Origin of the sequence: Pseudidiomarina salinarum (assembly GCF_000753715.1) — a bacterium.
In the GTDB taxonomy this organism is placed as follows: domain Bacteria; phylum Pseudomonadota; class Gammaproteobacteria; order Enterobacterales; family Alteromonadaceae; genus Pseudidiomarina; species Pseudidiomarina salinarum.
Genome location: NZ_JPER01000005.1, coordinates 99,391 through 120,737, shown reverse-complemented (window position 1 = coordinate 120,737; position 21,347 = coordinate 99,391). Strand labels below are relative to the sequence as shown.

The 21,347-nt window shown below is 53.5% G+C and carries 19 protein-coding genes; 9 read left to right on the top strand and 10 right to left on the bottom strand.

The genetic code is table 11. The features are described 5' to 3' along the window. Positions 1–30 precede the first annotated feature (30 nt). Positions 31–2,310, bottom strand: a complete 2,280-nt coding sequence (locus tag IDSA_RS09785) for a TonB-dependent receptor (protein WP_415752597.1) — start codon at positions 2,308–2,310, stop codon at positions 31–33. A gap of 290 nt (positions 2,311–2,600) precedes the next feature. On the opposite strand from IDSA_RS09785, the gene IDSA_RS09780 reads away from it, so the two are divergent. Genes IDSA_RS09780 through IDSA_RS09770 form a run of 3 tightly spaced genes read left to right on the top strand, consistent with a single transcriptional unit; the run spans position 2,601 to position 6,747 of the window. Next, positions 2,601–3,896 carry a GntP family permease gene (locus IDSA_RS09780; RefSeq protein ID WP_034776385.1) on the top strand — a complete coding sequence of 432 codons (1,296 nt, stop codon included), beginning with the start codon at positions 2,601–2,603 and terminating at the stop codon, positions 3,894–3,896. 6 nt (positions 3,897–3,902) lie between these two features. Continuing rightward, positions 3,903–5,570, top strand: coding sequence for a long-chain fatty acid--CoA ligase (locus IDSA_RS09775; RefSeq protein WP_232221295.1), 1,668 nt, complete (start codon positions 3,903–3,905; stop codon positions 5,568–5,570). A 1-nt stretch (position 5,571) separates the two neighbouring features. After that, complete coding sequence (locus IDSA_RS09770) at positions 5,572–6,747, top strand: E22 family MetX-like putative esterase (protein WP_034776384.1); 1,176 nt, start codon at positions 5,572–5,574, stop codon at positions 6,745–6,747. A 12-nt stretch (positions 6,748–6,759) separates the two neighbouring features. Here IDSA_RS09770 and IDSA_RS09765 read toward each other — a convergent pair whose 3' ends face one another. Both IDSA_RS09765 and IDSA_RS09760 read right to left on the bottom strand, forming a co-directional pair. Next, positions 6,760–8,535: a TIGR03545 family protein gene (locus tag IDSA_RS09765; RefSeq protein WP_034776383.1), complete on the bottom strand. Its 1,776-nt coding sequence runs from the start codon at positions 8,533–8,535 to the stop codon at positions 6,760–6,762. Between the two features lie 5 nt (positions 8,536–8,540). After that, complete coding sequence (locus IDSA_RS09760) at positions 8,541–9,047, bottom strand: TIGR03546 family protein (RefSeq protein WP_051986223.1); 507 nt, start codon at positions 9,045–9,047, stop codon at positions 8,541–8,543. Between the two features lie 182 nt (positions 9,048–9,229). Here IDSA_RS09760 and IDSA_RS09755 point away from each other — a divergent pair, with 182 nt between their 5' ends. Both IDSA_RS09755 and IDSA_RS09750 read left to right on the top strand, forming a co-directional pair. Continuing rightward, positions 9,230–10,693, top strand: coding sequence for a RimK family protein (locus tag IDSA_RS09755; RefSeq protein WP_034776382.1), 1,464 nt, complete (start codon positions 9,230–9,232; stop codon positions 10,691–10,693). Between the two features lies 1 nt (position 10,694). Beyond that, entirely contained in the window at positions 10,695–11,195 is a 501-nt protein-coding gene (locus IDSA_RS09750; protein ID WP_034776377.1) for a GNAT family N-acetyltransferase, read from the top strand. Here IDSA_RS09750 and glpQ read toward each other — a convergent pair. Genes glpQ through rcsF form a run of 3 tightly spaced genes read right to left on the bottom strand, consistent with a single transcriptional unit; the run spans position 11,186 to position 13,623 of the window. Further along, positions 11,186–12,196 carry a glycerophosphodiester phosphodiesterase gene (gene glpQ, locus IDSA_RS09745; RefSeq protein WP_084694103.1) on the bottom strand — a complete coding sequence of 337 codons (1,011 nt, stop codon included), beginning with the start codon at positions 12,194–12,196 and terminating at the stop codon, positions 11,186–11,188. The two genes, IDSA_RS09750 and glpQ, sit on opposite strands and share 10 nt — an antisense overlap. A gap of 1 nt (position 12,197) precedes the next feature. Further along, positions 12,198–13,235, bottom strand: a complete 1,038-nt coding sequence (locus IDSA_RS09740) for a cysteine synthase A (RefSeq protein ID WP_034776376.1) — start codon at positions 13,233–13,235, stop codon at positions 12,198–12,200. Positions 13,236–13,254: 19 nt separating this feature from the next. Next, entirely contained in the window at positions 13,255–13,623 is a 369-nt protein-coding gene (gene rcsF, locus IDSA_RS11910; protein ID WP_051986222.1) for an Rcs stress response system protein RcsF, read from the bottom strand. 148 nt (positions 13,624–13,771) lie between these two features. Here rcsF and cfa point away from each other — a divergent pair, with 148 nt between their 5' ends. After that, positions 13,772–14,917 carry a cyclopropane fatty acyl phospholipid synthase gene (gene cfa, locus IDSA_RS09730; protein WP_034776375.1) on the top strand — a complete coding sequence of 382 codons (1,146 nt, stop codon included), beginning with the start codon at positions 13,772–13,774 and terminating at the stop codon, positions 14,915–14,917. Here cfa and IDSA_RS09725 read toward each other — a convergent pair. Beyond that, a complete protein-coding gene (locus tag IDSA_RS09725; RefSeq protein ID WP_034776374.1) occupies positions 14,905–15,957 on the bottom strand; it encodes an AI-2E family transporter in 1,053 nt (350 codons plus the stop codon). The two genes, cfa and IDSA_RS09725, sit on opposite strands and share 13 nt — an antisense overlap. Before the next feature lie 67 nt (positions 15,958–16,024). Here IDSA_RS09725 and IDSA_RS09720 point away from each other — a divergent pair, with 67 nt between their 5' ends. Then, positions 16,025–16,543 (top strand): Mpo1 family 2-hydroxy fatty acid dioxygenase, encoded by a 519-nt coding sequence (locus IDSA_RS09720; RefSeq protein ID WP_034776373.1) that lies wholly within the window; start codon positions 16,025–16,027, stop codon positions 16,541–16,543. Between the two features lie 23 nt (positions 16,544–16,566). Here the strand turns inward: IDSA_RS09720 and IDSA_RS09715 are convergent, their stop codons facing one another. Both IDSA_RS09715 and IDSA_RS09710 read right to left on the bottom strand, forming a co-directional pair. Then, the gene (locus IDSA_RS09715) at positions 16,567–16,782 is read right to left on the bottom strand and encodes a hypothetical protein (RefSeq protein WP_034776371.1); all 216 of its coding nucleotides are present in this window, start codon (positions 16,780–16,782) and stop codon (positions 16,567–16,569) included. A 67-nt stretch (positions 16,783–16,849) separates the two neighbouring features. After that, positions 16,850–18,145: an NAD(P)/FAD-dependent oxidoreductase gene (locus IDSA_RS09710; RefSeq protein WP_034776369.1), complete on the bottom strand. Its 1,296-nt coding sequence runs from the start codon at positions 18,143–18,145 to the stop codon at positions 16,850–16,852. Between the two features lie 82 nt (positions 18,146–18,227). On the opposite strand from IDSA_RS09710, the gene IDSA_RS09705 reads away from it, so the two are divergent. Together IDSA_RS09705 and kynU are read left to right on the top strand one after the other, a co-directional pair. Further along, the gene (locus tag IDSA_RS09705; RefSeq protein ID WP_051986221.1) at positions 18,228–19,103 is read left to right on the top strand and encodes an alpha/beta hydrolase; all 876 of its coding nucleotides are present in this window, start codon (positions 18,228–18,230) and stop codon (positions 19,101–19,103) included. 8 nt (positions 19,104–19,111) lie between these two features. Next, on the top strand, positions 19,112–20,347 hold the full coding sequence (kynU, locus tag IDSA_RS09700; RefSeq protein ID WP_126760590.1) for a kynureninase: 1,236 nt from the start codon (positions 19,112–19,114) through the stop codon (positions 20,345–20,347). Between the two features lie 6 nt (positions 20,348–20,353). On the opposite strand, the gene arcC is transcribed toward kynU, so the two are convergent. Further along, a complete protein-coding gene (arcC, locus tag IDSA_RS09695) occupies positions 20,354–21,268 on the bottom strand; it encodes a carbamate kinase (protein ID WP_198024063.1) in 915 nt (304 codons plus the stop codon). Between the last annotated feature and the right edge of the window lie 79 nt (positions 21,269–21,347).

The window sequence follows — 21,347 nt, the reverse complement described above, 5'->3', positions numbered from 1 at the left end:
AAATCAACTCCGGCAGGCACCGGGCGGGGTTTAGAAACGATACCCCACAGTCAGGGAGATAGTACGTGGATCGCCGTAGTAAGCGGTCAATGTGGTGTCGCCACCTAAACCAGGTTGATACAGCGTGGTGTCGTTCAGGTCACTTGGATCTGGGGTGACGAACTGATAACCACCAACCATGTATTCTTCATCAGTCAGGTTTTTACCATGTAAACCCACAGTCCAGCGGCCATCATCACTGAACCAGTTAATACCCAGGTTCAGAATACCGTAGCTGTCTTGTTTCAGCAGGTTAAGCTCTTCAAACAAGTCATACTTGCCGCGATGGTAGTAATTACCCACTACAGCCATATCACCGATTGCTGACTGGATATTGTAGGTAAAGCCCAGATTCGCAGTCACTTCAGGTGTATTTGAAATGGTAAAGAGTTCTGATTTATCAAAAGTGGCACCGGTATTTGGGTCGGTATCCAGCACTTCTTCGAACTCAGCATCGATGTAACCCAGGCTGAAATCCACATCAAGGGCATCGGTAACCACATAAGTGGTTTCGATTTCGATACCTTTGGCACTTGATTTACCGATGTTACCCAGACGTTGGTTCAGGTCAGTCGCAGTTTCACCCGGCAATACCGAGATGTACTGACGATCTTCGTGGTCCAGCATAAACAGCGTGACGTTAGCGCGCAGACGATCGTTCCAGTCGCTCTTCATACCGATCTCGAATGAATCAACGATTTCCGGATCCGCTGCAGGTTCGTTAATAGTCGCCCGTGGGTTAAAGGTTCCTGATTTGAAGCCCTGACCATAGCTGGCGTAGAACATCACATCCGGATTGTATTGATACTCAACACCAACGCGCGGGGTAAAGCGTGACCAGTCTGCTGATTTCGGTGCGTCAAGTACGCCGTCACCGTCGCTGTCAGAACCCAGTACGACCGGAGTAGCTGCAGCAATGGCGTCTTCATCACGAACGAAGCCGTCGACCCAGCCGTCCAGCGGATAAACCGGAGCAAATAACAGACCGTTACGAACAATCGCTGACTTCTCATCTTTTGTATGACGTGCGCCCAGAGTCAGTGACCACTGATCATTCAGATCAATTGAGCCCTGTGCATAAACCGAGAGGCTTTCACCGTAGCTACAACCGCTGACTTCACGAGTCAGGCCAGGCGTACCAAAAGCGGCTTGGCCAAGCACCGTCAGGACGGCATCAAAGCGACCACAGGAATCGGTATCATCGTAATAAACACCGGCAACCACCTTGTAGGAAGATGCATGGTGCGTGATCTGCAACTCGTGCGACGACTGCTCATCATCGTAGAAAGCTGGCACATCAAAGATCTGCAGTGGGGTACTATCGAAATCAATGTTGGTTGGTGAATAGCTTTCGCGGGTTGCACCGATGTATTTCAAAGACGTATCCGCAGAAATTTCCCAGTTCGCCGTTAAGCTCAGGTTTTCCAGCTCTACTTTGTTCCAGGTTGGCATGGACGAGTACGAGTCATAAACACTGTCAGGGATCTGAATCGGCGCCAGCAAACTTGGCAGTAAGCGGAAACCGCCTTTTGAATTCGAATCGTCTTCAGTTTTATCCCAGTTCAACCGGAAAAACAGGGTGTCGGTAGGATGATACTCAAGCGTTGCCCGCATCGCGGTCAGATCTTTGTTGTAGTTCTCTTTATCCTGGTTCGGATAACTGACTTCCAGGAATTCACCAAAACCGTCGCGGCTCAAATCGGCAATGCCAACGCCCAGATACAGGGTATTGTCGATTAGCGGCATCTGACCAGTCACTTTAATATCGCGCTGACTGTAGCTGCCTACGGTACCGCGGATATTGAATTCAGCATCGCCGCTCATTTCTTTAGTTACGTACTTAATCGCACCGCCAGTGGTGTTTTTACCATACAGCGTGCCCTGCGGGCCGCGCAGTACTTCGATGCGCTGTACGTTCAGAATATCCAGTACCGCGCCTTGTGGACGGGCAACGAATACATCATCAATATAGATACCGACACCAGGCTCATAACCCCAGAGTGGATCCTGTTGACCAACACCCCGGATAAAAGCGGTTAAAGTAGAGTTGGTACCACGGCTGTTCTGTAAGGTGGTGTTAGGAGAAAACTGCTGAACTTCAGTTAACACGGTAATACCGTTGTTTTCCAGTTCCATTTCTCCGACCGAAGTAACGGATACCGGCACTTCCTGAATGCTTTCGGTAGTGCGGCGTGCGGTTACCTCGATTCGCTCAAGGCCCTGATATTCATCAGTGGCAGTGGCGTCCTGGTCCTGCGCCAGTGCTGGCATGGCAACCACCGAAGCGATTGCTGCAGCAACTAACGAATGACGAAATTTGGGTTGACTCATGGTGTCGTTCTCCCGGTTCCTGATTATTGTTGTTTAAAAGCGTTTCTGGGTGTATCAGCACACACTCTTGTTGTCATGGCACAGCTACCCTAACCTAAAGCCACAACTTTGTATTCTGTACGTTAGTACTATGTAAAAACCGGTCGGTCTGCCGCATGATGTGTGCCATCGTCAGCGCAATATCATCAGGTCATGGCATACCTGAAACCTATTACTCAATGAGGTAATGCATGTTAAGCATGATTGGATTGGTTGGTGGGCTGGCACTGCTCATTGTTCTCACCCTGCGTGGAATGAACCTGTTTATCAGTGCGCCGCTGTGCGCCGTCGTGGTCGCTCTGACCAGCAATGTCCCCCTGTTCCAGGGCGATGTAAACTTTGTCAGCGCGTATATGGATGGCTTCGCAAGCTTTGTCGCCGCCTGGTTCTTCATGTTCCTGCTCGGCTCCATGTTTGGTAAGTTCATGGAAGATACCGGTGCCGCAGACAGTGTTGCCAAATGGATTATCGGCAAACTTGGCCGCCAGCAAGCTGTGCTGGCGGTAGTACTGGCCTGTGCCATTTTGACCTACGGCGGCGTCAGTGTATTCGTGGTTGCCTTTTCGGTATTCCCGATGGCACTGGCTTTATTTAAAGATGCGAACCTGCCCCGCCGCTTTATTCCGGCAGCGCTGGCGTTTGGCTCCGTGACCTTTACCATGACTTCAGCCGGTTCACCGGAGATCCAGAACTGGATTCCAATCCAGCATCTTGGTACCTCACCCTATGCAGCCTGGGAAGTCAGCTTATTCGTCGCGATTCTGATGGCGCTATTTGGCTACTGGTGGCTGAAGAAGCTAATCACCAAGGCAGTCAATAACGGCGAGCGGTTTGAAGCACGCGAAGGCGACCCGGTTCTGATTGAACGCAAGTTGCCGTCCCCCTTCAGCGGTCTTATTCCGCTGGCTACCGTGCTGACGCTGAGCTTTATATTCCACGATGACCTGAAACAGAACGCGCTGATTATCGCGCTGCTTGGCGGTGTGATAGCTATCGCTATTATCAACCACAAGTACTTTCAGAATATCTCGCGGGCTATTTCTGAGGCCTCAACCGGTGCCCTGATTGCCATCGGGAATACCGCAGCCGTCGTTGGCTTTGGCAGCATCGCCAAAGTGACTCCGGCATTTACTGACGCCGTGGCCTTTATGACCAGCCTGCCTGGTAATGAACTGGTGAGCGCTGCGGTGGCAGTAAGTGTTATCGCCGGTTTAACCGGCTCAGCATCGGGTGGGCAGGCCATTGCCTTACCTATTCTGGGCCCCCATTATATTGATGCTGGCGTGAACCCTGATCAGTTACACCGGATTGTGGCCATTTCTTCCGGCGCGTTGGACTCATTGCCCCATAATGGCTATGTCGTGACCACAATTCGTGCTATCTGTAATGAAACACACAAAGCGGCCTACTGGCCGGTGGCAGCCGTCACCGTCGCTGTGCCCCTGATGGGTCTGGCCGTAGCTATCGCATTATTTATCTGGTGGTAAGCGTATATGTTTGAAACAACCCAGGCGGCACCGGCATTAGCCGGTGCCATGCAAGCCAGCCAATTACTGATTATCGACCTACTGCGCCACGCGCTGCGCCGGCATCCGCGGCAGGAAATCGTCAGTCGCCGGCAGGAAGGCGATATCCATCGGTATACCTATGCCGACTGCTACCAGCGCAGCTGCCAGCTTGCGCATGCCCTGACTAACGCCGGCATTCAACCCGGCGACCGGGTCGCATCGCTGGCGTGGAATACCTACCGGCATATGGAACTCTATTATGCCGTTAGCGGCATCGGCGCCGTTCTGCACACAGTAAATCCGCGGCTGTTTGCCGATCAGATCCGTTGGATGATTGATGACGCCGAGGATACCTGGCTGTTTGTGGATATTGGCTTCGCCGGCCTGCTCAGTGAATTTGCCAATGAGCTTAAATCCGTAAAAGGTATTGTGATGTTATGCGACAGCGAACATCACCCAAAAGCTGAACTGGAGCACATCTGGCTGCCGGTTGAACCTTATGAACATTTTATTGGGCAACATCCGGCTGAGTTTGACTGGCCAGCCCTACACGAGGACAGCGGAGCGCTGCTCTGTTATACCTCAGGAACTACCGGCAATCCCAAGGGTGTGCTTAGTTCACACCGCGCCATGGTGCTGCACGCCCAGGCGACCGCCAGCCGTGAGTTACTTGATTTGCGCGGTGATACCGTACTGATGCCGGTGGTCGCTATGTATCACGCCGGCGCCTGGGGGGCACCTTATGCCGCCCCACTATCTGGCTGTAAGTTGGTATTGCCGGGCAGCGGCATGAGCGGCGAAGCCCTGCACGAACTCATTCGTACGGAAGAAGTCACCGTGGGGCTGGGCGTGCCAACCATCTGGCTGGCGCTGCATAACTACTTACGCGAGTCTGGTCAGTCGATGCCATCAATGGAACGGGTCTGCGTGGGCGGAGCTGCCTCGCCACTGGGTCTGGTTAAAACCTATGATGAGGTTTACGGCGTCTATTGGCAGCCCATCTGGGGCATGACTGAAACCGGCCCGCTAGCCAGTTCCGCACCGCCCGAGCCGGCCCTCATGACCCTGCCGAAACAGCAACGTTATGCCATCCAGACCACTGCCGGCCGCGCCTGTTTTGGGGTGGATATGCAAATTGTGAATGCCGATGGCGACCCTTTGCCACATGACGGCACCACCAGCGGAGAGTTGCGCGTACGCGGACCCTGGATCGCCAGCAGTTATTACCGGCGCAACGACCCTGACACCTTCGCTGATGGCTGGCTGGCCACGGGTGATATTGCCGTTATCGACCCTGATGGCTATATGAAAGTGGTCGACCGTAAAAAAGACGTGATCAAGAGCGGCGGCGAATGGATCAGTTCGCTCGAAATCGAAAACATCTGTAGTCAGCATCCGGCGGTCAATGAAAGCTGTGTCATTGGCGTGAAACACCCGAAATGGGATGAGCGCCCATTGCTGCTGGTGGTTGCCAATAAAGGCATGGAACTGAATACCGATATGATTTATGAATTTTTACAGGGAAAGATTGCCAAATGGTGGACACCGGACGCAATTCTGATTGTCGACTCATTGCCGCACACCGGCACCGGCAAGCTGGTCAAAAACGAATTACGCAAAGAGTACGCAAATTACCTCGTGGAGCGCAATTAACATGAAAAACCTATTATTATCCATCGGCCTGATCAGTGGCTATCTGCTGGCAGCGCCTGTGCAAGCCGATATGCTGGTCGAAAAACAGACCTTCACCACCGAGAATTTTGCCACGGTAAGCGGTGAAGTGATCCCGGTTGTTAACGTGGGCTGGGAAAGTTACGGCCAGCTTAACGAAGCCAAAGACAACGTGATTCTGATCACCCACTACTTTTCCGGTAATAGTCATGCCGCCGGTAAATACACCGCAGACGACGCCATGCCAGGCTACTGGAACAGTATCATCGGCCCGGGCAAAGCCATTGATACCGATAAATATTTCGTGATCAGCTCCGATACCCTGGTTAACGCGTTCCCGAATGACCCGAACGTGATTACCACGGGGCCGATCTCAATTAATCCGGCTACGGGCGAACCCTATGGCCTCGACTTCCCGGTTGTGACTATCCGCGATTTCGTCAATGTACAGCGTGAACTGCTCAGCAGCCTGGGGATTAACAAGCTGCATGCTGTAGCTGGTGCTTCTATGGGTTCACTGCAGGCGATTGAGTGGGCAGCGGCCTACCCGGATCAGGTCGAGCGGATGATTTCAGTTATCGGTGCCGGCGCGATGGATGCCTGGACCATCATGGCACTGGAGCACTGGGCGCGGCCGATTAAAGCCGATCCCAACTGGAATCAGGGCGATTACTACGAGGGTGTGGCACCACTGGAAGGTATTACCAGCACCCTGGCCATGATTACTCAGGAAGCCATGCACCCGGTGATTATGAATATGCAGGCTCCGCAGCAACAAACCTTGCCAGCTGACGGCCTCGCCAGCGTCACCAATAACCTGCCGGCGGTTGATTACCTGTTTGGCGCCGCCGCTAGTCGCGCTCCGCTGGCCGATGCCAACCACCTGCTGTATCTGGTGCGGGCGAACCAGCTGTTTGTCGCCGGTCATCAGGAAGACCTGGCCAGCGGCCTGCAACGTATCAAAGCAAAAACCCTGTTTCTGCCAGCCAGCAATGACCTATTGCTTCAGCCTTATCTGGCAAAGCAAACCGTTGAATTGTTGGAAGCCCAGGGGAAAGATCCCATCTATGAAGAAATTGACGGCATTTGGGGCCACCTGGACGGCATCTTTAGTATCCAGACCAAAGCTGAAACCATCAAAGCCTTTTTAGCGCACTAATTTCAGGCAGGGCTACTCACCATCTCCGAGTAGCCCTTTTAACCGGCCTTTTAGTTTATCCTGCAAACGATCCTGCAATTTCACCGATAACAGATCCTTTAACCGCTGTTCGCGATTCTCTGCATCCTGCAGCAACGCCAGAATATCGTTCAGATCGTCCTGATTCGCTTCGGTGAAGCCGCTAGCCTCGCTCTGGAGGCGGCTGCGTAACGCTGACAGCTCCTGCTGGCCAGCTTCCAGTGCCGCACTTTTCAGCGCCCCACCAAGCTGTTTATCCAGATCCGAGCGTAAATTAAACTGCGGCGTGGTCATAGCGCCACTAATGTCAGCCTGGATATCCAGCCGCTGTAGCGTTTCCAGAGCATTTGCCACGACTTCAGCGAAACGATTGTCGGCTGCGGCGTTCACCTGCATATCCGACAAACGAACCACACCCGAACCGTCCAGCTGGCTATCACGCAGCGAGACTGAGCCGTCGCTGTCCAGTAGCGCATTGATCAGGCTTGCTGTGAACTCATCGCTGTCGCTCAGACCAATATTGCTGAGGTTAACGCCCTGCAGTTGCCATTGCTGGCGGGCATCCACGCCGGCGTCCGTCATCTTCAGCTCGCCGTTCAGATTCAGGCTGCGCCAGAGTTCCTTGTTGTCGGCAGAAGCGCGAAATACCGTTGGCTGACCCAGTTGCTGATGCTGATGGGTAATATTGTTCCAGTCGATATCAAGCACAGTGCCGAACAGCTGAAACTCAGTGCGGGCCTGTTTAATCAGAAAGTCCGGCGCCGCATCAGCGCCTGTATAAGAAAACCAGATGCCTTCGCCGCGCTGTGGTTTTACCACCGACTCATCAGCGGCGCGGGCAATCATCGGCGCTAACTGCTCGTAGGCCAGCAGGATATACTTACTCCATACCCGCAGCTGTTCCCCAAACAGCACTTCGGTAATCTCACCCAGCCCTTCGGCATTAAACTGCATCAGCTCTTCGACCCGATTCAGATCCTGCTGTGGCGCGGACTTCACCCGATCGAGGTTTTCCCGCAGTACTTTTACCGCTTCTGAGGCTTGTTCCTGAAACTGCTGTACGGCGGTGCGATCTTTTTCAAACTGCGCTTTTAACTGCTCGAACTTTTCCATGCGTTGCTGCAGTTGTTGCGGATTACTGACATCACCTTCACTCAGTGTTTTTACCTGTTCTTCATATTCCGTCAGCTTCTCTTTGCTCGGCAGACCGTCCAGCGCAGTCTGCACCTGCTCTTGCTGTTCTTCAAATGCAGCACGGGCCTGCTCTATCGCAGCGGGGGTCTTGAGATCAACCCTACTGATAATCTCATCGACCGAAGGCATTTCCAGGCCTAAATCCGCCAGTTTCCCTTTAGCCCAGCCCTGCATCGCTGCTTTATCGGGCAGGCTGTACACCTCGCCCGGTGATTCGCGTTCCTGCCGTACCCGGATACCGGTACTGACCACATCTTCAAAGTGGATGCGGCCAAGCAATAACTGCTCCCAGTTCAATACGCCGCGAGCCTGACCAATCACCACCCGGTTAAACTCAGGTTCAGCGGGGTCGGTCATCTGCACACCATCCAGCTGTATGGTCAGGGGCACCCACTGGTGATCGACCCGTTCGATGTTCACTTCGGCGCCATTGAGCGTGCCCAGGCTGCGTTCAAAGGTCCAGCGCAAAATGCTATCCAGCAGTAACCACGAAAATGCGGCCAGTAGCGCCAGGATGATCAAAAAGGCAGCCAATCCAGGCCAGCGCACCGCACTACGACGAACTTGAGTTGCCATATCCGTTACCCCCGTAAACCTGAGTAGATCGCCCAAAACCGGTTGGCTTTCAGCGCCTGTACAATGCGCAGCTGATTAAACCAGCGCTGAATACGGCGTCGGTACTGACTGACAATCCAGAAGCTGACCACCGCCAGCACCGGCGCAAATGCCACACTGATAACAACGCTGCCAATAGTAATGGTGTGATGGAATTGCAGAACCCGCCAGAAAGCCGAGTCATACATGGACTGCCATACCGGTTGCCAGCTCTCAGCGGATAGAATAGCGAAGCCGAGCTGATGGAACAGAGGGTCCAGCAGATAGGCAAAACCCGAAAACAGCAGAAAGCTTAAAATAAAGCCGGTCAGATTTACCCGGAACAGTAATGCAATCAGCAGGATAACCAGGTTGTGAACGCGCCATAATGGCGTCAGCCCCATAATCATGCCCAGCACAAAAGCAAAGGCCAGCGCCCAGGCGCCGGTCTCCGAGTTGAGCGCGCGCAGAAATTTTGCCAGCAGAGTCAGCATGTACAGGCCTCCATCACCTTTAAGTAGCGTAAGTTTGATACACTTAGCTATATTATTGATTAATGAGAATAGCTTACATCCTATTGATGGACGAATGCTTTACGATTATTTTGGTAAAATAGTTCTTGTATTTTTAGCTTAATAAGCATAAAAATGCGCCGCATATCCACCCCGGAGCCGCTATGCAAAACTCTGCTTTAATTATTCTTGATGATATTACCGACTGGCAGCCATACTACCCTAGTCAATCAACTATCACAGCAAGTGAATACTTACTTCAACAGCCTTCAAAAACCCGTACCCAGCTGTTGAATCTGTGCGGTGACTTAAGTTACCTGTCAACGGGATATTACGTGAGTCTGCTGGCTGAAGCGCGGGGCCAGCGTGTGCTGCCGTCAGTATCTACCATCACTGACTTAGCAAACTTCTCGCATTATCAGTTATTGCTGGCCAATACCGATAAACAGCTCAGCAAGTTTCTGGCAACCGCGGATCAGAATGAGCCGGTGACCGTGCTGATTTGCTTTGGGCATGCCCAGCAGCCACAGCTCAGCCACTTTGCCCGGCAGATTTTTGATCGCTACCCGTGCCCGGTGATCTGGGTTGAATTTGCCTATCAGGGCCGCTGGTTTATTAACAAGCTGCGCGCCGGTGGTTTACCTGAACTGAATGACGAACAGCAGACTTTCTTTGGCGATTCACTGGATGCATTCAGTAAGCGGGTCTGGCGCAAAGCGCGTGCCCGCAAAGAGTACCGCTATGACCTGGCGATTCTGCATGACCCCGACGAGCATATTCCGACCAGTGATAAGAAAGCCCTGCAACGCTTCGTGAAAGCCGCTAAAGACGCGGATATCGAAGCCGAGCTTATCACTGCCGATGACTTTAACCGGTTGTTGGAGTTCGACGCGCTGTTTATTCGCGAAACCACGCGGATTAACCATTACACCTACCACTTTGCCAAAAAAGCAGAAGCCAACGGGCTGGTGGTTATTGATGCGCCGGATGCTATCCTGCAGTGCGCCAACAAAGTATTCCTGAAAGAATTACTGGATAAACACCACATTCCTACCCCACGCACTGAACTGCTGCTTAGTCAGCAACCGGTGGACTACGAGGAGATTGGCGGCCGTCTGGGTTACCCGGTGGTGTTGAAGATTCCTGACGGATCTTTCTCGATTGGTGTTGAGAAAGCCGAAAATGTAACCGAGTTTAAGCAGATTGCGGCTGAGCTCTTCAAAAAATCGACGATTCTGCTGGCCCAGGAGTTTGTCCGCACCGACTTTGACTGGCGTATCGGCGTACTGAATAACCGCCCTATCTATGCCTGTAAGTACCTGATGGCGCGTAATCACTGGCAGATCTATAACCATGCCAGTGCCAGTAGCCGCGGTAAGACCGGTGGCTTTGAGACGATCAGCCTGCACCAGGTGCCGAAGGAAATCGTGAAAACCGCACTGCAAGCCACGCGCCTGATTGGTGATGGCCTGTACGGTGTCGATGTGAAGAATACCACCAATGGCCCGGTGATTATCGAGATTAATGATAACCCCTCAATTGACTCGGGCGTCGAAGATTTACTGCTTGGTGATGAGCTCTACCACATCATTATGCGGGACTTTGCGCGGCGGCTGGACGAAAAATAACATGACCACGGAACCGGGCTGGACTATCCGGCCCGCAGTAACCGGTGATCTCGACCAACTCGTCGCACTGGAAGCTGCAACCTTTAATTATAGTCAGCTTGGCCGCCGCAGTTTCCGGCGGCTACTACAATCTCCCAGTGCGACAATCCACGTTGCCATCAGTAAGCAGCACCAACTGGTGGGTTATTCCATGTTACTAAGCCGCAGTAACAGCCGTAACTGGCGGTTGTATTCTATCGCGACGCTGGAAAGTACACGGGGTACCGGGCTTGGCAAAGCATTGCTGATCAACGCGATGGAGTACGCCAGGGCGCAGGGGGCCGCCAGTATTTCGCTTGAGGTTAAAACCGATAACTTGCCCGCCATCCGGCTCTACGAAAAGTTCGACTTCGCGGTCACCGACGTCCTGGTCGGTTATTACGACGAAGAGAACCACGAAGAGAACGACGAAGGTAGCGATGGCTACCGGATGCGGCATACTTTTGCTACTGATCAGTCGTGACGATCAGGGAAATCCGTAAAGACTCCGTCAATTCCTGCCTGCCGTAGCCATTCATAAAGTTGCGCGTAATTTTTGACCCCGGCCGGCAAGTCATCGGCGCGCAAGGTATAGGCATGAACAAAGAGTCCGGCTTTATGGGCATCAGTAACCAGCGTCGAAAACTGCGGCTGGCCTTCGTCATTCACTCCCAGCAACACTTGTGGTCCCCATACCCCGACACCGTCAGCATAGCTGCTAACCGCTTCCAGCCCCGCCGCGGTGCGCATGACATTATAGTCCGCCGGGCTTTCATTCCAGCGGTTTTCGCCGATCAGCTGCACTAGTGGTAAGCGGGTATGAAATTCGCGTTTCAGCCGGCGCACAACTTCCGGGTCGAAGCTCTGCAGATAAACCGGGGTCGGCGGCACCACACCGGTATAACCGTAGTCATGTAACACCCGCATCACCGCCGCGGTGATGTCGTAATTCTGTTCCCGGTGCCAGCGGGCAGCCTTAATCTCTATGTACACACCAACCAGTTCGTTGCGGCTGATATTCAGCCCCTGAATCAGTTCCAGCTGCTCCGCCAGACTCATGATCCGGAACTGCCCGTAGCCAGCCGGAAAGCGCCGGGGGTATCTCACCTGACCACTATTCGGATCAATACGGGCCTGCAAGGTTAGCTGCTGGAGTTCAGCAAAACTGAAATCCAGCACATAATAACGGCCATCTGGCCGGGTTCTTTCAGGGAAAACTTCTGCCACATTGGTTACGGCATCGAGCTGAATATCATGTAATACCACCGGCACTTTATCGCGGGTGAGAACGATATCCTGCTCGATATAATCCGCGTCCATCGCATGCGCCAGTGCTACCGCCACGCTGCTGTGTTCAGGGGCATAGGCTGAGGCGCCACGGTGCGCAATGATAAGCGGCTCCTGCTGCTGTGCTGTAGCGGTGGTCAGCGGTATCAGCTGACCCAGCGCCAGTAAGGCTATTAGCAGCAGTGACTTCAGTTTCATGTCAGCGATACCATACTTTGTCGCCAGCCTGATAGTAGCGCGCCAGCAATTCGGTTACCGGCTCGGCCTGATCGCTCAGGCCCCTGCTGCGGAGATAATCAGGGTTATATAACTTACTTGCCGAGCGCTCGCCCAGATCGCAGGCAAAAGTAACAATAGTTTTACCGGGGCCATGCAGCGCTGCGGCCTGCAGCGCGCCCGCAAGGTTCAGCGCCGAACTGCTGCCCAGCACAATACCGTCATGTTCCCGTACATGGCGCGACATGCTGATAAGGTCCTGATCCGGCAGATTGACCGCCGCATCAATCCGCGCCTGCTTAAAGTTTTCGACCAGTCGCATAATGCCGATGCCCTCAGTCATGGAGCTGCCGTCAGCAATATATTCACCGGTTTTCAGATAACTGAATATGCCTGAGCCGTTGGGGTCAGTCAGCCACACCTGGATCTCCGGATTCTGCTCTTTAAGAAACATGGAGTTGCCAGCAATGGTGCCGCCGGTACCGGCTACCGACACCAGAATATCTATATTACCATCGGTTTGTTGCCAGATTTCGGGGCCGGTATGCAAATAATGGGCTCGCAGGTTGCTGGTGTTTTCAAACTGGTTGGCCCACCAGTAATCTGCACGGGATTCGGCCAGCCGGCGGGCGGTGTGGTAAAAGTGATTTTCATCGCGAAAAGGCACCGGGTTGACCGTTTTCAACTGAGCCCCGTGCAATGCGATCATCCGCTCTTTCTCGGGGCTCTGATCGTTGGGCATCACCGCCAGCATATCCAGCCCGAAGCCGCGGGCGACAATCGCCAGGCCGATGCCGGTGTTGCCCGCTGTGCCTTCAACCACTGTCATTCCCGGCCGCAGTTCGCCGCGCGCCATGGCGTCCGTGATCATCTGCAGTGCCGCCCGGTCCTTAATTGATCCGCCGGGATTCTGTGACTCCAGCTTGATCAGGATCTCGCAGCCGGTTAACTCTGATAGTGAATTGACTCTCAGCAGATCGGTCTGACCGATGAGATCGATCGCTCGTCGCGCATTGCGCATAACTAAACCTCTTTATTACTTATTGAAGTGGCTGCATATCATGGGCCGTGCCGGTGCAGATCCAGAGCTTTTTACAAGCGCTGGCTGTCGGCTGCTGACAACTCTGTAAAACCACAGCGTTGGCACCAAGTTCAGCCGCCGCAATTTTGAGTTCAAGCAGGGCGCGTTCCTGAGTTGCCTCAGGCGCCATAAAATTCCCCTGACAGGATTCACCAACCACCTCGCCCCGGCTAATAAACTCCACATCAGTACGTGATAATTCATAAGGCTTAATAAATTGCACTGTGGCCGCTCGTTGCAATTGCTGCTCAGTCAGGCTATCTGGTGTGCTACTGCAAGCCGCTAGCAGCATTCCGGCAATGGCAACCGTGATTACTTTAATCCGCACTTTGCAGGCCCCTTCTGGTTGTTTCGTCTTACTCACTCAAACATTACGGCCTGTTCCCGCCAGTGTCCAGTCAGAACTTTTCTCAAAATATGCAAAACTTTGAAATTCGTCCTAGAATGGGGCAGCGACTACTTTTCAGGAGGAATTCATGAGTCAGGCCAAGATCTTTATTCAAGAACTATTACAAGAAGCGGATATTGAGATCAACGGACATCGCCCCTGGGATATTCAGGTTCATGACGACGGCTTTTTCAATGATGTCCTGGCGCGGGGCAACCTTGCCCTTGGCGAAGCTTACATGGCCGGTGAGTGGGACTGTGAGCAGCTGGACGAATTTTTCCACCGGCTGCTAAGCGCCCGCATCGGCGATAAGATCAAACCCAGCCGGCTGTTGTGGCATCATCTGAAAAGCCGGTTCCTTAACCTGCAAAATACCCGCCGGGCCTGGAAAGTGGGCGAACACCATTATGATATCGGCAACAGGTTATATCAGCAGATGCTGGATAAACGCATGGTATACACCTGCGGCTACTGGAACCATGCCCAGAACCTGGATCAGGCCCAGCGCAATAAACTTGAACTCACTTGTCAGAAACTGCAACTGCAGCCGGGCATGAAGATTCTTGATATCGGATGTGGCTGGGGTAGCTTTATGAAGTATGCCGCCGAGAATTACGGGGTGGAGTGTGTGGGTGTGACTATCTCCAAAGAGCAGGTCCGGCTGGGCGAAGAATTATGTAAAGGATTACCGGTTGAATTCCGGTTGCAGGACTACCGTGATCTCAACGAGAAGTTTGATGCCATCGTTAGTTTGGGTATGTTTGAGCACGTTGGTCAACGTAACTACAAAGATTATTTTAAAGTCGTAGAACGCTGTCTGCGCGATGACGGCCTATTTTTATTGCATACCATCGGCCGCAACCGCGATGTGCGCGGCACCGACCCCTGGATTAGCAAATACATTTTCCCTAACGGTGAACTGCCCTGCCTGGCCCATATCGACGACGTATCGCGGGACCTGGTATGTGCCGAAGATGTTCATAATTTCGGCGCCGATTATGACCCGACGCTGATGGACTGGTATCGTAATTTTGAAGCTAACTGGCCCAAACTGGAAGGGGAATACGACATGACCTTCTTCAGAATGTGGCGGTACTATTTGCTATCCTGTGCCGGCGCATTCCGGGCGCGGGATCTGCAACTATGGCAGTGGGTGTTCAGCAAACGTGGTGTCACCGGCGGCTATCACCGTCCACGACTGGACAGTGACGCCGCTGATGCTCAGGCTTTGTGATCCTGATTAAAGTCAGTCATAAAAATCTGCCAGCACGCTAAAAATAGCGCCGCCAGTAGCGGACCGATAACGAAGCCGTTGATACCGAACAGCGCCAAACCACCAATGGTGGAGAACAACACCACGTAATCGGGCAACTTGGTATCGCGGCCGACTAACACCGGGCGTAGCACGTTGTCCGCTAAGCCGATCACCACGGCGCCATAGGCAACCAGAATCGAAGCGCTGACCCAGTCACCCGTTGCGAACAGGTATAAGCTGACCGGCAACCAGATTAAGGCCGCCCCGACAGCCGGGATCAGAGATAAGAAGGCCATCACCACACCCCACAGGAACGGCCCGGGAATATCCAGCGCCCAGAAGATAATTCCGCCAAGTGCGCCTTGTACTACCGCCACCACCAGGTTCCCTTTCACGGTAGCCCGGGTAACTTCCACAAACTTTTTAAAGAGCGCATGCTCGCGCTCATCGCCCAGTGGCAGCGCGCGAATCATCAACTGCTGCAATTTGCTGCCGTCGCGCAGCAGAAAAAACGCCAGATACAGCATCAGCGCCAGACTCACCAGAAAACTAAAAGTATTCTGACCAATTGTCAGCGTTTCCCGCGCCAGCCAACGACTGGCATTTTTCGCCAGTTGGGTAATATGCTCACGGATGTTTTCCGTATTCACGCCGAACTCAGCCAATAGTGAATCAAGTAACGGGAAAGCTTCGCGCAGTTGCTGCAAAATAAGCTGGGGATCAATTTCGCCGGTATCCAGCCGCTGGTAGAACTGAATGCCCTCCTGCACAAACATTACACTGAGAAAGATCACCGGAATAACCACAATCGCCACGCAGATAAGCAGTGTCAGCAAGGCAATACTATTGGGATGATCGCCCAGCCGCTTCTTAAGGAATCCCTGCATCGGGGTGAAAATAATCGCGATGGCGCAGGCCCAGAATATGGCCGACCAGAAGGGTTTCAGAATAAGAAAAAAGGCCAGCGAGACGCCAGCGAGCAAAATCAGAAAAGCTTTACGTTCCAGTTGCTCACGCATTTAGTTATCCTTGTGGTTTAGAGCAAACGCGGTAATATTGACAACAAAACAACAAGTGAGCAAGCCCATGAAAACAATAACCGAGCACCTTGCCAGCTACGCCGCCTATCACCGCGACCGCCGTAATGTAGCGACTCATATTCTGGGCGTGCCTATGATTGTGATCGCCATCGAGATTTTACTATCGCGACCGCTGGTTATAACCAGCGTACCCGGCGCTGAAAACCTAACCCTCTGGCTTAGCCCGGCGCTGATTATCAGCCTGTTCGCCTCAGCGTTTTATGCGCGACTGGATCTGGGTATCGGCCTGGTAATGACCGTATTATTGCTGCTCGCCGTATGGCTTGGCGGCATAGTCGCACAGCTTGGTACCGCTGCCTGGCTAAGCTGGGGCATCGGCCTGTTCGTGGTCGGCTGGATCATTCAGTTTATCGGGCATTATTTTGAAGGTCGTAAACCTGCATTTGTTGATGATGTGATGGGCCTCGCCGTAGGTCCGCTGTTTGTGGTTACTGAAGTGCTATTTCTGTTGGGGCTGAAAAAGCAACTCCACCAGGATATTGAATCCCGGTTTCAACACGAATAAAGACATCCGTGTCTGAGAGATCCTTAGTTGGTGTCGTTATTCGCGACTTCGACGGTAGGCGGATTAACCCAGATAATTTCAACTCGTTTTACTGAGCTGTTGTTGGCTGCATCTTCGACGGCCTGTACGTACTCATGATTTACAGTTCGTTTAGCTACAGTCGCAGAGTTCGTCTGCTGACAGCCTGATAAGTTGAAGCTCATTACACTAATACCGATAACAATTAATAAGTACCGCATAATCACCTCCTGGCAGTCTGTTGCCACTGATTAGTTTAGTACAAATTTTAACCAACATGCTATAGGGTCAGTGTAATTTTAATCGCGGCTTCAGGCGGCGGTTAATTTTCTGCACGATAATAAACAGGAAGGTACGAAAATAGCCGTGCACTTCAACTTGATGCATACGGTACAGCGATTTATACATCAGCCGCGCCAGCCAGCCTTCCACCATCATGGCGCCGCGGGTTACACGTCCCATCACTGTGCCGACGGCGGTGTAATCTGCCAACGACACCAGCGAACCATGATCGCGATAGATAAAAGGTTTTAATGGCTGGCCATTAAAATCGCGCTGGATCGCATCATAAACATGCTTGGCCATCTGATGAGCTGCCTGCGCCCGTGGCGGTACCCGCGAACCATCGGGCTGGGTACAGGCCGCACAATCACCAATCACATAAATAGAAGGATCAGTCGTAGCCTGCAGCAGCGCAGTAACCAGAATATGGTTGTTTTTATTAGTTTCCAGGCCATCAATCTGACTCAGGAACTTCGGCGCCCGTACACCCGCAGCCCAGACTTTCAGTTCGGCCTCAATAACGTCGCCACTTTGGGTTTCAAAACCTTTGTCATGCACCTCAGTGATAGGGGTGTCGACAACCACCTTAACGCCGATTTTCTCAAGCTTCTTACGCGCTGAATCCGCAATACGCTCCGGCAGCATCGGCAAGATTCGTGGCGCGGCTTCAATCACGCAGATCTGTAACTGGCTGAGATCAAAATCCTCGAAGCCATAGGCCCGGATTAATTCCGCGGATTTATAAAGTTCCGCCGCCAGTTCTACGCCGGTGGCACCGGCACCGACTATGGCTACCCGCATCGGATGGTCGTAGTTATGCGCCTGCATCGATAAAAAGGTATTCATCAGGGTATGGTGAAAACGCGTGGCCTGCTTCACATCATCAATAAAATAGCAGTGCTCTTCTGCCCCTTTGGTACCAAAGTCGTTGGTCACTGAACCAATGGCCAGCACCAGCCGGGTATAGCTCATGGTGCGCCCGGGCACCAGCTCCTCGCCATCCCGGTCAAAGATTGGTGCCAGAACAATACTCTTATTTTTGACATCAATGTCGGCTAAATCGCCGGGCCGGAAATGAAAGCCATGATTCGCCGCCTGAATGCGGTAATCAACGCCATCGGAGTCGGCATCAAGGGCACCGGCCGCCACTTCATGTAGCAATGGCTTCCAGACATGGGTAAGGTAACGGTCGATAAGCGTTACCCGTACGCGGGGATCGTTTTTATACTTCTTGCCTAAGCGCGTAACCAGTTCCAGACCGCCGGCACCACCGCCGACGACGATAATATGTTGGTCTTGCATAACTGATCCTGACAGAAATAATGCTGGTATTATAGCTGAAGCACCGAGCGCCGTAACGGGATTCATAAGGAAGTTTTTTATCATGCCGGGTTTAACTCAACGATTTACAACTGCAATCCGCACCAAGGCTTTGCTGGTCGCGGCCGCGACATTGCTGGCCTGTACAGCCACTCCGCCACGTTATGCGCCGGTTGCCTCTGATGTTCCTTATCCGGCGGTCGCTCAGTTGCAACCAGGGAATCCGGATCAAGTTGTAAGTTACGGCCCCGATCCACTGCAATATGCTGAGCTATGGTTACCGGAGCAGACGGGTCCGGCGCCGGTAATCGCCTTTATCCACGGCGGCTGTTGGCTGAATGCCTACGATATCGGGCATACCAGGGCTTTTACCACCGCCCTCGCTGACGCCGGTTATGCGGTCTGGTCCATCGAATACCGTCGCACCGGTGATGCCGGTGGCGGCTGGCCCGGTTCCTATCAGGATGTGCAGGCCGCGCTTCAGGCCCTTGCGGAACAGCAACTGGACTTATCGCGGGTGGCATTAATGGGGCACTCTGCCGGCGGCCATCTGGCATTGCTAGCGGCATCAGATGCGCCCGCTGAACTTGGCGTCGATGCGGTGATTGGCCTCGCAGCAATAACGAATCTTCCGGCTTACGCTAACGGCGACAACAGCTGCGAGCGCGCAACACCGTCATTTATGGGGGGCAAGCCGGACGCTATACCGGAGCGCTATCAGCAGGCCAATCCTGCCGCCCGCCCAGCCCACTCCCAAACTATTCTTATTCAGGGTACCGCCGATAAGATCGTTGCTGCCAGTCAGGCCGGGCTACCGGGCGCAACCACCGTATGGGTTCAGAATGCCGGCCATTTTGATATGATTCACCCCGGTGCACCGGCATGGGCACAGATAATTGAATCCCTTAAAACGGCCTTTCCCGAGGAGCCAGGTAAATGACAAGATCGATCACTAAAAAGGATATCAGCAGGCTGGATGAACAGGATCCGCTGGCGAGCCGCCGCGGTCAGTTTCATCTGCCCGCCGATACGATTTATCTGGACGGCAACTCACTGGGGCTGATGAGCTATGCCACGCAGCAACGGGTGGCCGACACTACCACCACGCAGTGGGGCGAGCATCTGATCACCAGTTGGAACCGCCATAACTGGATTCAACTACCGCAGCAGGTTGGCAATAAAATCGGCCGCTTGATTGGTGTGGCTGACGGCCAGGTCGTGTGCTGCGACTCGATCTCCGTGAATCTGTTCAAAGTGCTGGCCGCGGCCCTGCAGCTTCAGCCGGGGCGCAATCAGATCCTCTCGACCGTGGATAACTTCCCCACAGATCTTTACATGGTACAGGGGCTTGAGCAATTACTGGGCGCCAGCCGCTGTCATCTGGTAATGGTGGAAGAAAGCGAGCTAGCGAACAGTATCAGTGAAAAAACCGCCGCGGTACTGGCCACTGAGGTGAACTTCCGCACCGGCCGCCGCCTGGATTTGCAGGCATTAACTGCCACTGCCCAGCTGCATGGCGCGCTGATGATTGCCGATCTCGCCCATAGCGCCGGCGTGATGCCGGTGGAGCTGGATAACTGGCAGGTAGATTTTGCTATTGGCTGCACCTATAAATACCTGAACGGCGGCCCCGGCGCCCCGGCCTTTGTCTACGCGGCGAAGCGGCACCACCGGGCGCTGCAGCAGCCACTGTGTGGCTGGATGGGGCATGTGCGACCCTTTGATTTCAGTCCGCACTATGAAGCCGCTGACGATATGACACAGTTTCTGTCAGGAACACCGCCGGTGCTATCCATGTGCGCCGTAGATGCTGCGCTGGAGGCCTTTGACGGCGTTAGCCTGGCCGAAGTGCGCAGTAAATCCATTCAGCTGTCAGAGCTGTTTCATTCCTTAATTGAGCAGCATGGCCTCAGCAACGAACTACACCTGATCTCGCCGACCGATCCGGTTACTCGCGGCAGCCAGCTATCCTATCGTCATGAGCATGCTTACGGTATCTGTCAGGCACTCATTGAAGCTGGCGTGATCGCTGATTTTCGTGCTCCGGACTACCTGCGCTTTGGCTTTGCCCCGCTGTATACCAGCTATGCCGATGTATGGGACGCAGCAGGTGTCTTAAAAGACGTGTTGGCCAGCAAAGCCCATTTAGACCCTCGCTGGCAGCAGCGCAATACGGTTACCTGAGCGGCTTTAATCGCCGCGCACAATGCGGGTACCAGCGCTCCCCGCCAGCATTGCCGGCGCGTCTTCCAGCCGACCAATAGCAGCAAAGTCACCGGTACGGGCAAAACGCGCGGCGGCAGCGAGTTTCGGCCCCATAGAACCTGCCGGAGCATCAAATGCTTCGGCCTCGGTAACGGTAATCTGGCTGATAGCCTGCTCATCCGGACCATCAAAATCCTTATAAACTGCCTTCACATCGGTCAGCAGCAGCAGGGCATCCGCCTGCACCTCTTCGGCCAGAAGCGCACTGGCCGCATCTTTATCAATCACTGCCTCAACGCCGGTATAGGTGCCGTCGTCCTGTCTCACAATGGGAATACCCCCGCCACCGATACAGATAGCAATCACCTGCTGCTCCAGCAAAATCTTCAGCACTTTGAGGTCCTGAATCTTCTTCGGCTCGGGCGATGGCACCACCCGCCGCCAGTTATCACCGTCTCTGGCGATATCCCAGCCGTGCTTGTCCTTTAATTTTTCGGCTTCATCTTTGCTATAAACCGGCCCGATAAACTTAGTGGGCTTCTCAAACGCCGGATCACCGGGATCCACAGCGATCTGAGTCAAAACGGTGGCCACCGGAAAACCTTCACCAAGTTGATTTTCAAGTTCCTGCTCCAGCAAATAGCCGATCATGCCCTCAGTTTCAGCGCCCAGAATATCCAACGGGAAGGTCTTGTCCGGATCATAGGCGTGGTTTTGCAGCGCCAGCAAACCAATCTGCGGTCCGTTGCCATGGGTTACCACCAGCCGGTGGCCAGCGCGCACGATATCAGCCAGCGCATGCACCGCTTTTTTCACGTTTTCCCGCTGATTTTCGGCGGTGACATCCTCACCACAACGCAACAGCGCATTGCCGCCTAAAGCCGCTACCACGAGCATCATGAACCTCCAAAAAAATAGTTAAATATCTAAACTTAACCCTAGTCGATGACCAGTAGCGCCGTCCAGCACCGCAGCAGAG